This is a genomic window from Rhizobium sp. SAFR-030, from assembly GCF_059415005.1.
Window position 1 is genome coordinate 1 of sequence record NZ_JBPFDO010000001.1, and the last position, 12,936, is coordinate 12,936.

The window sequence follows — 12,936 nt, forward strand, 5'->3', positions numbered from 1 at the left end:
CCCTACCTCGTCAACATGACCAAGCGCGGTGCCGACCAGATCGGCGGCGCCGACTACACCTTCGACTGCACCGGCAATACCAGGGTCATGCGCCAGGCGCTCGAGGCCTCGCATCGCGGCTGGGGCAAGTCGGTGGTGATCGGCGTTGCCGGTGCCGGCCAGGAGATCTCGACGCGACCGTTCCAGCTGGTCACCGGCCGCACCTGGATGGGCACCGCCTTCGGCGGCGCGCGCGGCCGCACCGACGTGCCGAAGATCGTCGACTGGTACATGGACGGCAAGATCGAGATCGACCCGATGATCACCCACACCATGCCGCTCGAAGACATCAACAAGGGCTTCGAGCTCATGCATTCGGGCGAGAGCATTCGCTCGGTTGTGCTATACTGACCGGCATCGTATTGCCCTTCGACGATCTCGAAAGGACGCCCAGAACAACAGATCCGGGCGTCTTTCTGCCAGCGGACGGTTACCGTCCGCAGGTGGGCGAACAGCAGGAGCAGGCATGTCGGAGCGTATCGTATCTGGCTCGGTGAAGGCGGACGGCAGCGTTTTGCGCGGCCAGGGCTTCCACGTTGCCCGCAAATCCGCCGGACGCTACCTGATCGTCTTCCAGCCGCCGTTGATCGAGGTTGCCGGCGGCATGACGCAGCTGACCGGTGACACGCAGACATCCGGCTGCCAGGCACGGGTGGCCTCGGTCGATGGCGTGCATGCCGCGATCAGCATCGACGGGCCCGACGCACAGCATGTCGACTGCGACTTCTCGTTCGTGTTTTCCGGCCGCGAACATGGTGCAGCGCCCGCCCGGCACGGATCCTCCGTCGATCCGACGCAGGTGCTGCCGGAGCCGGCGATCGGCAGCCCAGCCGGCAATCCTCCGGTGGTTGCCTTCCCGACGCGACGGCGCAAGGATGAGGATCCGCACGCCGTTCTCGACGCCACAGACTCCAGTTCCTATGCCGTTCAGGTCGAGCGGCTGAAGACCATGATGCACCAGGTGCTGAAGCCGCTGCAGCGGGAAAACCGGATGCTGAAGTCGCGGCTCGACATCGCTGCCCGCCAGGCAAACGGTGGCCGCCGCATCGAGCCGCCCGCCAATGCCTATCCACAACTGGACGCAGGCCCGCTGCTGACGCGACTGCTCAATAGCCAGCGCGTCCGGTCGGTGCTGGATCTCGGCAGCGAGGATCTGGCGCGGCTGGCGCTCCTGTCGCCAAGGGTCGAGCAGGTCACCGCGGTGGTCGGCTCGGAGGCCACCGCGCACCTGTCACCGAACGTCACGCTGCGGCGGGACGTGCCGCAGCCCGGTGCTGCAGACGGCGATTTCGACTGCCTGATCGCCATCGATCTCCTACAACGCCATCCGGATCCGCAGGCCTTCCTGCGTCAGCTGAATGTCTTGCTGGCAGAAGGTGGAACGCTGGCGCTTGCGGTGCCGGCGCTCCGGTACCCGCTGGTGACCGGCGACCTGTCGATCTGGAGCAGCGGGCTCATCCTCTATCACCTCGCTGCGGCCGGCTTCGACTGCCGCGACGTGCAACTGACGACCGACGACGGGCGGATCTACCTTCTGCTGGTGAAGCGAAGCATCGCCCTGCCGACCTTCGAGCAGGCGCTGCCGCCGGTGGACCGTCTTCGGCCCTACCTGCCGGCCTCGCTCGAATTCGTCGAAACGTCGGCGGGACTTGCGTTCGACGGCGACGTCCATGCGATCGGCTGGACCAACTGATGGCGGGTGCGTGCAATCTGCCTTTCCCGACTGCGAGGAGAGCCTGAGTTGATCTATGTCGATGCCGACGCCTGCCCGGTGAAGCCCGAGGTGCTGAAGGTCGCCGAACGCCACAGCCTCGAAGTGACGTTCGTCGCCAATTCCGGCCTCAGGCCGTCGCGCGATCCGATGGTGAAGAACGTCATCGTGTCCGGCGCCTTCGATGCGGCGGACGACTGGATCGCCGAGCGGGCCGGTTCCGGCGACGTGGTGGTGACGGCCGACGTGCCGCTTGCCGTGCGCTGTGTGGCGGCCGGCGCGATGGTCACCGGACCGACCGGCCGGCAGTTCGACGAAACGAATATCGGCATGGCCAGCGCCATGCGCGATCTTGGCCAGCACCTGCGCGAGACCGGCGAGAGCAAGGGCTACAACGCGCCCTTTGCGCCGCGCGACCGTTCGGCCTTCCTGTCGACCTTCGACCGGCTGTGCCGGCGTGCCAAGGCGATCGGCGCGCAACAGTCGGCGGAACGCGGATGAGCGACACCTCGCTTGCGTGGCACCACCGCCGGCAGAGCCCGTTCTATGCGGCCGGGCTGACAGGGATCGTCAGCCTCGGCGTGCTGCTTTACCTGGCGCCGCGGGTTTCGGTCGAAGTCTCCGCGATCCTGTTCTTCGTCGTCTACCTGGCGATGATTGCCACCCGCATTCCGCGTCTCAGCGTCACCCGGCTGAAGACCAGCCGCGAGCGCGACGATGCGCCCGCCTACGCCATCCTCATCGTCACCGTGCTGGCCGTTGCCGCTGCGGTCGCGGCCCTGTTCAACGCCCTCAACCGGGCGCATGATCCGAGCCTCTTCGAGGTGACGCTTGCCTTCCTGTCGGTGATCGGCGGCTGGCTGACCATCCACACGATGTTCGCCATGCACTACGCCCATCACTACTGGCGCCGCCGCGAGGGGGCCGACGGCACGCTTCAGCTGCAGGGCGGCCTGCAGTTTCCCGAGACGCCGGAACCGGCCGCCTATGATTTCCTGTATTTTTCGCTGGTCATCGGCATGACGGCCCAGACTTCGGACGTGACGATCACAACCACCGAGATGCGGCGCATCAACCTCGCCCATGCGGTGCTTGCCTTCTTCTTCAACACGGTTCTCGTCGCCGCGGCCGTCAACGCCGCCGTGGCGCTGGCCGGCTGACGCCCAACCCGCAACGCCTGCAAAGGAGGTCTATCCATGAAAGTCCTGTCACAGAACACCGCCTTCGGCGGCATGCAAGGCGTCTTTCAGCACATGTCTGAAGCCTGCCGCTGCGAGATGACCTTTGCCGTCTTCGTGCCGCCGCAGGCGATCGCCGAGCCGCGACCGGTCCTGTGGTTCCTCTCCGGCCTCACCTGCACCCACGCCAATGTCATGGAAAAGGGCGAGTACCGTCGGCTGGCAGCCGAGCTCGGCCTGATCATCGTCTGCCCGGATACCAGCCCGCGCGGCAACGACGTGGCAGACGAGGTGACCAACTGGCAGATGGGCAAGGGCGCCGGCTTCTATCTCGACGCGACGCAGGCGCCGTGGGCGGAACACTATCAGATGTACAGCTACATCACCGAGGAACTGCCGGCGCTGGTCGCCGAACAGTTCCGGGTCGACCTGGAGCGTCAGGGGATCTTCGGCCACTCGATGGGCGGCCACGGGGCGATGACGATCGCGCTGAAGAACCCCGACCGCTTCAAGAGCTGCTCGGCGTTTGCGCCGATCGTCGAGCCCTCGACCGCCGACTGGTCTGCGCCGGCGCTCGAAAAATATCTCGGCTCCGACCAGGCATCCTGGCGCCCATACGACGCCTGCGCCCTGGTGCGGGACGGGGCACGCTTCCCGGAGTTCCTCATCGACCAGGGCAAGGCCGACAGCTTTCTCGACAGCGGGCTGCGGCCCTGGCTGTTCGAGGAGGCGATCGACGGGACCGGCATCGGACTGACCCTGCGGATGCACGAGCGCTACGATCACTCCTACTATTTCATCTCGACCTTCATGGACGATCATCTGCGCTGGCATGCGGAGAGACTGCTCTAGCCCGATCGACAACAATCGAATTTCGGCGGTTGCCGGCCTTGAAGCCGGCAGCCGATGTCCCACATCAAGCCCACTCGGACGACCGCGTGCACCGGCCGAACCCGGTGCCATGAACCCGCGGGGACGGCCTCGCTTCTTATGATCAAGGAGCGACTTCATGCCCTGGTTCTATCTTTTCCTCGCCGGCATCCTCGAGTGCGGCTGGGCAGTCGGCCTCAAATATACCGTCGGTTTCACACGGCTCGTGCCGTCGGTGCTCACGATCACCTGCATGATCGCCAGCATCGGACTGCTGGGGCTTGCGATCCGCGACCTGCCGGTCGGCACCGCCTACGCGATCTGGACGGGGATCGGCACGGTCGGCACCGTGGCGCTGGGCATCGCCCTGTTCGGCGATCCGGCAAGCCTTGCCCGCATCGCCTGCATCGGCCTCATCCTCGCCGGCATCGCCGGGCTGAAGCTGACGAGCTGAGGCGAGATCTCTGGACACTGCCCGCCATGCGCGTATCATCTTACCCGAAGGTGGCGAGTGGCGGTTGGGGGACGCGCGATGGCACGCAAACATCTGATCCTGGTCCATGGGCGGTCTATCAAGCCATCGCGCGAGGCGCTGATCGCCCTCAGCCATCAGGCGCTCGCCAGCGGCCTGAGGCGGGCGGGACGGCAAGATCAGGCGCCGGCGCTCTCCGATGGCCGCATCAAGGTGTCGTTTGCCTATTACGGCGACATCAACAACCGCATCCTGTCGAAAGCCGACGCGGGCACGCGGAAGAAGCTGACCGCGAAGGATCCGGCCTTCGGCAACGCCGCCTGCTTCCCGTCCGCTCCGCTGGAGGATGCCTTCGCCCTGACCGAGCACGCCTATCCACGCTTCGATGCCGCAACCTACAAGAAGGTGCTGCAGCAATCGGACGACTGGAAGCTGCTCGACGAGGCAGCGGACGCCGTGAGCCTGTTCGGCGCTCTGCTGACCGGCGGACTGCTCAACACCTGGCTTATCAACCAGGCGACCGCGGATCTCGGCGCCTACCTCACCTCGCACAGTATCGGCTCCGAGATCAGGGCGCGGCTCAGCGAAACGCTCGAGGCGGCCTTATCGGACGGTGACGACATCTGCCTGCTCACCCACAGCATGGGCTGCATGGTGGCCTACGACATCCTTTGGAAATACGCGCACATGAGCGAGTATGCGGCCCTGCGCAACCGCGGCAACCGCGTCGCGCTGTGGCTGACGATCGGCAATCCGCTGGGGGAGACGGGCGTGCGGCGCAATCTGCTCGACGGCCGCTATTCAGAGGATGACAAATATCCCACAGGCCAGATCGGCACCTGGGCCAATTTCTACGCGCAGGACGATTACGTCGCGCATATCGAGCGGATCGCGCCGATCTACCGGACGATGCCGAAGCCCGGCGCTCCATCGAGCATCACCGACACCAAGATCTACAACTGCTGGGTCTACCAGGACGTCAAGAATGGCCGACAGACGTCCAATCCGCACGACCTCTATGGGTACCTGATGAACCAGAAGGTCGCCGGCCGGCTGGCTGACTGGATCGCCGCGCCATGAAAAAAGCTCCCATGCCGGCAGGCACGGGAGCTTTCAAGCACGCATGCTCGGCTGATCAGGCCTTGCTGCGATTGTCCACCGACCAGGCGCCCGGACCGGAAAAGACCAGGTAGAGGAAGATGAAGCAGTAGAGGATCGACAGCTCGCCGCCGTTGAGGCTCGGGTAGAAGCCCTTCGACGCATGCGCCATGAAGTAGGCGACCGCCATCTGGCCGCTGAGCAGGAAGGCCACCGGGCGAGTGAAGAGCCCGACGGCGATCAGCAGGCCGCCGATGACTTCCATGAGTGCTGCGATCAGCAGCAGCGGCGGCAGCGGACCTTCCATCTGCGCCGCCGGGAAGGCGAACAGCTTCATTGTGCCGTGTTCGATGAACAGCAGCGCGGTAATGATCCGCAGGACGGCAAGCGCCTGCGGCTGATAGGCATTGAGACGTGCAGACAACGACATGACCTCTCCTGTGTGATGTTCCACGCCCGACGGTTATCGCTGCACCGCAACAATAGGGAGTCACGTAAACTCGCGGCTCATCACAACGGGTTGATCGCGCCGCGCCGCGTCACTTTTACGCAGGTTTTCTTAGGCACACGATGCCCATGCAGGTACGGCACGCCCGCCGAGGGCTTTATCTCTTACGGGAAGAGCGCCGTCGCCAGCGTCGCCGGGCCAGCCTCCTGAAGCCGGAATTCGCTGGCAACCCGCTGGGCGATCCGTTCGGCAAGCCGTGCCTGCGCGTGCCGTCCGTCGAGCGCGAAGGTGGAGATGGTGAAACCGCCGGCGGCGATCTTCTCACCATTGCCGACGGCGGTTGCTTCGACCGTCACTTTCGCGCGAAAGCGTCCGCCGACCACCAGCGGCAGATGGCCGGTCTCGACGATGCGGATGGTGAGGATGGCGCGCGGCAGTGCCGTCTTACGGACCGTTGCGCGGATCGACCGGTCAACCAGCCGGTCGGTTTCGCCCACCAGGATGCGGGAGATCGCCGGAGGTCCGGTCACGAAGGCTCCGCGCACATCATAGAGCAGCGGATCGCCGCCACCCTCCGCCGTGTGCAGCCGGAAGCTGCTCAGCATCAGCCAGGCGAGGCAGACAAGGACTAATCGGGCCGAAGACGCGTGCATGGACCACCGGGAACAATTCTCCCGGATGATCCGAAAACAGGGTTAGAATCCGGTTAAGCAGTGATCCGAACGGATTGAAAGGCAGCGACCGCCGCTTGCAGTTCGACCAGCCGCTTGTCGCGACGTGCGGCCGCATCCGCATCGATGCCCCAGTGCTCGTTCGTCCAGTCCTCATCGAGATGGGCGAGCCGCCAGGTTTCGTCGGCATCGATGAAGCCTTCGGCGAAGGCGATGGCGAGCAGCGCCGAGCCGCTCAACGTCGTCACCGTGTGCAGTGCTGCAAGTTCGATCGGCGTGTCGTAGCGGCGAAGTGCCTCCGCCAGAGCATCGATCGCCTCGCGCGGCTGATCCTGCGGCATGACACCCTCGACGAGGATGAACCGGGCACCGAGCTCCTCGGCAGCCCAGTTGAGGATCGGATCCCAGGCTTGGGCCTGCCGCTCAACCAGTTCGGTCGGGCTGTCGGCACGGTAGCAGAGCATATCGCTGCCGGAGAATTTTAGGATGTCGTCGAACACCGCCTGGCGATCATTGGCGATGCCGTCGATTGCGGTGTTGACGAGACGGGTGATCGGCATGGTCGCCGGATCGATGAATTCGCCCTGGGCCGCCCACTCGTCGCGAATGAGCTGTGCCAGAGCATCGGTCGGCACTTGCAGCGCCTGCTTGGCGGGGGTCTTTACCGGTCGACCGTCTAGCTGGATGGCATAGCCGTCGGTGCCCGCAGCCACGCCGACATCCGTGTAGAAACGCTTCGGCAGCGGCTTGTGCATCTGGATCTGCGCCCGGCGGGTCGGATCCGGATGGCTCAGCTCCTGGGGCGGGTCGAACAACTCTCTCATTGGGAATTTCCTCAGCCGAGGTGGCTCAAAAGCTCACGCGGATGGTCGATGATGTGGTCGGCGCCGGCAGCCAGCAAGCCCGCGACGGAGGCATAGCCCCAGGAGACGCCGATGGCGGTTGCCCCGGCTGCCTTGGCCATCTGCATATCGTAAATGGCATCGCCGATGACAAGGGTATCGGCCGGCGCGATGCCGGTGGCGTCGCAGCACTCGTTGACCATCGCCGGATGCGGTTTCGAGGGACAGTCGTCGGCCGTCCGCGAAACGATGAAATGCGGTCCGAAACCATGCGTGTCGAGCGCGAAGTTCAGCCCTCGGCGGGACTTTCCAGTAACGCCGCCGACGAGCATGTCAGGGCGGCCGAAAAGATCATCGAGGACCTCGCGGATGCCGGGAAACAGCGGCTCGCGAAAGTCGAGGTCGGTGCGCACCGTCGAAAACAGCGACTTGTAATAGGCCATCATCTCGCCGGCCTCGTCATCCACATGCGGCTTGCCGTCCAGCCGCGATATGGCGATGTCGAGCGTCAACCCGATGATCGACTTGGTGTCGTCGAGCGTCGGCTCCGTCTTGCCGTAGTGGCGGAAGGTTCGCCGCATGGTCTCGTGGATGAGTTCGGCGCTGTCGATCAGCGTGCCGTCGAAATCGAAGAGGACCAGTTTCATGTCAGTCCTCCTGCTTGCCGTCCGTCTGGTCGAAGCCGAGCAGGTTCCAGCTCTGCACCATGTGCGGCGGAAGCGGCGCCGTCACCCGCAACCGGCCGCCGGTCGGATGCGGGATGTCGATGTGGCGGGCGTGCAGATGCAGCCGCTTCTGGATGCCGCCGGGAAAATCCCAGTTGGGCGCGTCGATGAAATATTTCGGATCGCCGATAATCGGATGACCGATCGACAGGGCGTGGACGCGCAGCTGATGCGTGCGGCCGGTATAGGGCTCCATCTCCAGCCAGGAGAGGCTCTGGGCCGCCGTATCGATCACCCGGTAATAGGAGATCGCGTGATCGGCGCCGTCCTCGCCGTGCCTGGCGATCCGCATCCGGTCGCCATCGGGCGTCTGTTCCTTGACCAGCCAGCTGGACAGCTTGTCCTCGTGCTTGCGCGGAACGCCGCGGACGAGCGCCCAATAGGTCTTCTTGGTGTCGCGCTCACGAAATGCTGCGGTCAGCTTCTGCGCCGCGCCGCGGGTTCTGGCGATCACCAGGACGCCGGACGTGTCCCGGTCGAGCCGGTGAACGAGCCGCGGCCGTTCGCCTTTCGGGCTGATGAACGCGTCGAGCATCTGGTCGATGTGACGGGCGACGCCCGAACCGCCCTGGACGGCAAGGCCGGCCGGCTTGTTCAGCACGATCACCTTGTCGTCCTCGTGCAGCACCATGCGCGACAGCAACTGGAAGTCGCTCGAATGCTTCAGTTCCTTGCCGACGATCGGACCGGTCTTCTTGGCGTCGACATCCAGCGGCGGCACGCGCACCACCTGCCCCGGCTGCACCCGTGCATCGGATTTCACCCGCCCGCCATCGACGCGCACCTGGCCGGAGCGCAGCAGCTTCTGCAGCGGACCAAAGCCGAGGCCTGGATAATGCACCTTGAACCAGCGGTCGAGGCGCATGCCAGCTTCGTCCGCCTCGACGCTGATATGTTCGATGCCTGCCATCTCAATTCTTTCGTTGTGAACGGGCCTCAGCCCTTTTCCCCAGCCTTTAGATGATTTCGACGGCGAAGGGAAAGCCGAAATCGGCGGTGTCGCCTCAGAGAACGGCGCGGCCGATGGCGAGCCCGGCAAAGGTGGCGACGAGCGACAGGCCAACACTTGCAATCACGTAGCCCACCGCCGCCGGCATCTGGCCCCGTTCGACGAGGGCAACCGTGTCCAGCGAGAAGGACGAGAAGGTGGTGAAGCCGCCGAGCACACCGACAACAATCAGCAGGCGCATCTCGACCGACGCGTTCAGCCGGGTGGCGACGAGTTCGGTCAGGAAACCGATGGCCAGCGAACCGACGAGATTGACGGTCAGCGTTCCCCACGGAAAAGCCGGTCCCAGCAGACGCGTCATCAGCAGCCCGGTGAGATAGCGGCAGACGGAGCCGAAAGCGCCGCCGGCAGCCACGAGCAGAACATTCACCATGACATCGCTCCGTCGGAGGAAAAAGGACGCGATCGCTTAAAAGCCACCAAATTCCTTAACAGAAGCCGAATGCCCCTCGCCTAGCCTCGACCGTTTAAGGCGATGGAGCGCGGCATGACACAAGTAGTTTCTGTTTCGGCGACCACCGCCGCCTACGCCATGGATGCCGCCAAACCCGCCCGCCGCGTGGCAACCGTCGACCGTGTCAAGGACGCTCGGGTCGAAGCCGAGCGAAACGAGACGCGCAGGGCCGGCACGGAAAGCGATGCGGCAGCGGGCCTGATCCCCGCCGTGACGCTGGCGCTCGACCTGACGGCCGGCGGACTGGGCGGCCAGCAGCAGCGGCACACCAGCCTGCGGCACGCCGAGAACGCCTACAAGGAAATTTGAGCGCTCGGGATCCTGCTCCGATCCCGCAGCGCTTCTCCCTGGCCGACCTCTGTCGTCACTTCTTCCTGCGCGCGCCGGGCGCGGCCGATTCGACCGGCAATGCCAGCTCGATCCGTCCCGCCCTCTCGAAGCTCAAGGTCACCGGTACCGTCTCGCCCATCTTGAACGGCTGCCCCACCTGCATGAACATCAGATGCAGGCCGCCGGGCTTCAGTTCGACCGTCTGGCCGGCCGGAACGACGATCCCCTTGTCGAGCTTGCGCATCGTCATCACGTCGCCGTTCATCGCCATCTCGTGCATCTCCACCACCCCGGCACGCCCCGAGGTGACCGACAGAAGGCGGTCGTCCGAGGATCCGGCATTGGCGATCGTCAGGTAGCCGCCGCCGACCGGCTGTCCGGGGAGCATGGCCTTGAGATAGGCGTCGGACACCGTCAGCGAGGCTTGTGTCGCAGTCGCAGCGGCACCCACCTTGGGCTCACTGGCCGCGGCCGTCTCCGCCCCGGCTGTTTCCATTGCGCCCATGTCCATGCCCGCATGCATTCCGGCGTGATCGTGGTGCTCTGCGGAGGGCTGGGCACCTTCCGCCACGACGTTGACCATCGGCGCCGGGTTCTTCATCGTATGCGGATCGGTGCCGGATGCCTCCACCTGATCCCAGGCCTCGGTCTGCGAGCCGCAGAGCTGCGTGGTCGGAAAGGCGAGGCTGCTGCCGCTCGCGACGCCGGCAATCCGCCCCTGGATGACAAAGGTGTCGTAGTTGTCGTCCGGCAGGTCGCCGCCCTTCCAGCGGATCTCGCGCGCGCCGGAGGTCATCGGCGTGCCGTGATCGTCGAAGGGCTCGACGTAATCGCCCTGGATGATCTCCAGCGTCCAGCCGGCTTTGGGCTGCGGCTTAGCTGCGTAGAAGCCGTCCGGCAGCTTGATCCGCAGTTCGTTGGTTGGCTTGCCGTCACAGCCATGCGGCACCTGCAATTGCAGCACAACCGTCGCGTCGGGCTTTGCCGTTGCGGTGACGAAGCTCACATGCGCCTGCGCCTCCGTGGCGACGCCGATCGTTGCGAGCGAAAGGGTGGCAAGGCAGGCGCCAAGCCGGGAGCGCGTAGTCATTGTGTTCATGTCTGAAATCCCCATGCGGCGAGACCCTGGTCTCCAGCCGCGTCAATTTGTCGAAAGGTCTTCGAGCCCGTTCAAGCGGCGGATGGCGGGGCCCGAGAACGCGGCATCGGGATCGACAGCCAGCTCAGCCTGATGTCGACGTGAAAAAGCGGGTTGGCCAGTACGCTGCGATCCCTCGGACGCCAGCGATCATCGTCGGGTGGCGGCAGGAGCAGTGAGGCCGACAGCAGGCAGAATTCGCAAAAGGTCGGCAAGGCGTGCGCCGGCTGGTCCGCGTGTTCGCCACAGCGTTCGGCGAACGAGCCGTCCGGCAGGCGATACTCGTCGCCCAGCACCATGGTGGGGCGCGCCGGTACGTGATGAGCCAGGCCAAGCGACAGGAAAACCGTGGCGCAGACGATGCGCAGCACGTTCACCCATGCCTGGTGTCTTGCGACCATTCACGCTCTCCTTCAGCTCCCGCATAGCGCAATTCGGATGCGACCGCAAAAGCCCTGTTGTCGCGGCAGGACCGGCCGTTTCTCAAGGCGTGCGTCTCCTCCCACAGAATTACCGGAACTTGCCTCTTGCCAAGCAGGGGGTCTCGCCCATAATGAGCGCAACCCCGCTGGGAGAAACCGCTTCGATGCGGCGCCGAAGGAGCAACCGCCCCGGAAACTCTCAGGCAAAAGGACCAGCGGGATTCTAGGAACTCTGGAGAGAAGCCCTTATCTTGCTGCGGGGGCTCGCCGAAGGGATAACAATCTCAGGCGCGAAGGACAGAGGGGGCTCACGAACGGCGCGCCAGAGCGCCAGATACTGAGCCCATGCGGCATCGCCCGCACATGCCCTGGAGGCTTATTTGACCGATACCGGCCCTCTGCTTCACACTCCGCTTCACGCCCTTCATCTGTCGCTCGGTGCCCGCATGGTGCCATTTGCCGGCTATGACATGCCGGTGCAATATCCGGGCGGCGTGATGAAGGAACACCTGCAGACCCGCGCTAAGGCCGGGCTGTTCGACGTCTCCCATATGGGGCAGGTGATCATCCGCGCCTCCTCCGGCAGCTATGAGGATGCCGCCCGGGCGCTCGAAACCCTGGTGCCGGTCGATATCCTCGGCCTGAAGCCGGGCCGGCAGCGCTACGGCTTCTTCACCGATGCCAATGGTGGCATCCTCGACGACCTGATGATCACCAATCGCGGCGATCACCTGCTGGTCGTCGTCAACGCTTCCTGCAAGGACGCAGACCTCGCCCACATGAAGGCGCATCTCTCGGATTGCTCCGTCGACCTGCTCGACGACCGGGCGCTGATCGCCCTCCAGGGGCCGGCGGCCGAAGCGGTGCTTGCCGCCTTGAACCCCGACGTCACGGCAATGAAGTTCATGGACGTGCGCGACGTTTCACTCGCCGGCGCTGCCTGCATCGTCTCGCGCTCCGGCTATTCGGGCGAGGACGGCTTCGAGATCTCCGTTCCCGCCGACAAGGCCGAGGAACTGGCGCGCGCCCTGCTGGCGCATGAGGACTGCGAGGCGATCGGGCTTGGCGCCCGCGATTCGCTGCGGCTGGAAGCCGGCCTCTGCCTCTACGGCAACGACATCGACACGACGACATCGCCGATCGAGGCCTCGCTTGAATGGGCGATCCAGAAGGTGCGCCGCACCGGCGGCGACCGCGCCGGCGGCTTTCCGGGCGCCACCCGCGTCCTTGAGGAACTCGCAAACGGGACCGCGCGTCGCCGGGTGGGGCTGAAGCCGGAGGGCAAGGCTCCGGTGCGCTCTCATGCGAAGCTGTTCGCCGATGCGCAAGGTCAGGAGCCGATCGGCGAAGTCACGTCCGGCACCTTCGGCCCCTCTGTCGAGGGACCGGTCGCCATGGGCTACGTGCCGAGCGCGCTTGCAGCCGCGGGTACCACGGTCTTCGCCGAAGTGCGCGGCAAGTATCTGCCGGTGGTGGTCTCCGCCCTGCCCTTCATCACGCCGACCTACAAGCGCTAACGCAATCAACGG

At 65.2% G+C, this 12,936-nt stretch carries 17 protein-coding genes and 1 riboswitch; of the genes, 9 read left to right on the forward strand and 8 right to left on the reverse strand.

Annotated elements, in window-relative coordinates:
- The 7 genes from ACR65N_RS00005 to ACR65N_RS00035 form a co-directional block, all read left to right on the forward strand.
- Window positions 1–390 (forward strand): zinc-binding dehydrogenase (locus tag ACR65N_RS00005; RefSeq protein WP_440455279.1); only part of this gene is annotated, 390 nt, incomplete at its 5' end.
- 115 nt (window positions 391–505) lie between these two features.
- Entirely contained in the window at window positions 506–1,732 is a 1,227-nt protein-coding gene (locus tag ACR65N_RS00010) for a class I SAM-dependent methyltransferase (RefSeq protein WP_440455280.1), read from the forward strand.
- Window positions 1,733–1,780: 48 nt separating this feature from the next.
- Entirely contained in the window at window positions 1,781–2,251 is a 471-nt protein-coding gene (locus tag ACR65N_RS00015; RefSeq protein ID WP_440455281.1) for a YaiI/YqxD family protein, read from the forward strand.
- A complete protein-coding gene (locus ACR65N_RS00020; RefSeq protein ID WP_440455282.1) occupies window positions 2,248–2,910 on the forward strand; it encodes a DUF1345 domain-containing protein in 663 nt (220 codons plus the stop codon). The genes ACR65N_RS00015 and ACR65N_RS00020 overlap by 4 nt, the downstream gene beginning before the upstream one ends.
- A gap of 36 nt (window positions 2,911–2,946) precedes the next feature.
- Window positions 2,947–3,780 (forward strand): S-formylglutathione hydrolase, encoded by an 834-nt coding sequence (gene fghA, locus ACR65N_RS00025; protein ID WP_440455283.1) that lies wholly within the window; start codon window positions 2,947–2,949, stop codon window positions 3,778–3,780.
- Window positions 3,781–3,937: 157 nt separating this feature from the next.
- Entirely contained in the window at window positions 3,938–4,252 is a 315-nt protein-coding gene (gene sugE, locus ACR65N_RS00030) for a quaternary ammonium compound efflux SMR transporter SugE (RefSeq protein WP_440455284.1), read from the forward strand.
- 78 nt (window positions 4,253–4,330) lie between these two features.
- Window positions 4,331–5,350, forward strand: coding sequence for a hypothetical protein (locus ACR65N_RS00035; RefSeq protein WP_440455285.1), 1,020 nt, complete (start codon window positions 4,331–4,333; stop codon window positions 5,348–5,350).
- A 55-nt stretch (window positions 5,351–5,405) separates the two neighbouring features.
- Here ACR65N_RS00035 and ACR65N_RS00040 read toward each other — a convergent pair whose 3' ends face one another.
- The 6 genes from ACR65N_RS00040 to crcB form a co-directional block, all read right to left on the reverse strand.
- Window positions 5,406–5,798 (reverse strand): DoxX family protein, encoded by a 393-nt coding sequence (locus tag ACR65N_RS00040; RefSeq protein WP_440455286.1) that lies wholly within the window; start codon window positions 5,796–5,798, stop codon window positions 5,406–5,408.
- A gap of 182 nt (window positions 5,799–5,980) precedes the next feature.
- Window positions 5,981–6,421, reverse strand: a complete 441-nt coding sequence (locus ACR65N_RS00045) for a hypothetical protein (protein ID WP_440455287.1) — start codon at window positions 6,419–6,421, stop codon at window positions 5,981–5,983.
- 101 nt (window positions 6,422–6,522) lie between these two features.
- Window positions 6,523–7,311, reverse strand: a complete 789-nt coding sequence (locus ACR65N_RS00050) for an ATP12 family chaperone protein (protein WP_440455288.1) — start codon at window positions 7,309–7,311, stop codon at window positions 6,523–6,525.
- A gap of 11 nt (window positions 7,312–7,322) precedes the next feature.
- Window positions 7,323–7,976, reverse strand: coding sequence for an HAD-IA family hydrolase (locus tag ACR65N_RS00055; protein ID WP_440455289.1), 654 nt, complete (start codon window positions 7,974–7,976; stop codon window positions 7,323–7,325).
- A 1-nt stretch (window position 7,977) separates the two neighbouring features.
- Window positions 7,978–8,964 carry an RluA family pseudouridine synthase gene (locus tag ACR65N_RS00060; protein ID WP_430303532.1) on the reverse strand — a complete coding sequence of 329 codons (987 nt, stop codon included), beginning with the start codon at window positions 8,962–8,964 and terminating at the stop codon, window positions 7,978–7,980.
- 94 nt (window positions 8,965–9,058) lie between these two features.
- On the reverse strand, window positions 9,059–9,436 hold the full coding sequence (gene crcB / locus ACR65N_RS00065) for a fluoride efflux transporter CrcB (RefSeq protein WP_440455290.1): 378 nt from the start codon (window positions 9,434–9,436) through the stop codon (window positions 9,059–9,061).
- A 114-nt stretch (window positions 9,437–9,550) separates the two neighbouring features.
- Here crcB and ACR65N_RS00070 point away from each other — a divergent pair, with 114 nt between their 5' ends.
- Complete coding sequence (locus ACR65N_RS00070) at window positions 9,551–9,826, forward strand: hypothetical protein (protein WP_430303529.1); 276 nt, start codon at window positions 9,551–9,553, stop codon at window positions 9,824–9,826.
- Between the two features lie 55 nt (window positions 9,827–9,881).
- Here ACR65N_RS00070 and ACR65N_RS00075 read toward each other — a convergent pair whose 3' ends face one another.
- Window positions 9,882–10,946, reverse strand: coding sequence for a copper chaperone PCu(A)C domain-containing protein (locus ACR65N_RS00075; protein ID WP_440455291.1), 1,065 nt, complete (start codon window positions 10,944–10,946; stop codon window positions 9,882–9,884).
- A 71-nt stretch (window positions 10,947–11,017) separates the two neighbouring features.
- Window positions 11,018–11,386: a hypothetical protein gene (locus tag ACR65N_RS00080; RefSeq protein WP_440455292.1), complete on the reverse strand. Its 369-nt coding sequence runs from the start codon at window positions 11,384–11,386 to the stop codon at window positions 11,018–11,020.
- Window positions 11,387–11,544: 158 nt separating this feature from the next.
- Window positions 11,545–11,632: riboswitch (glycine riboswitch) on the forward strand.
- 155 nt (window positions 11,633–11,787) lie between these two features.
- Here ACR65N_RS00080 and gcvT point away from each other — a divergent pair.
- Window positions 11,788–12,924 (forward strand): glycine cleavage system aminomethyltransferase GcvT, encoded by a 1,137-nt coding sequence (gcvT, locus tag ACR65N_RS00085; protein WP_440455293.1) that lies wholly within the window; start codon window positions 11,788–11,790, stop codon window positions 12,922–12,924.
- The last annotated feature ends 12 nt before the right edge of the window (window positions 12,925–12,936 follow it).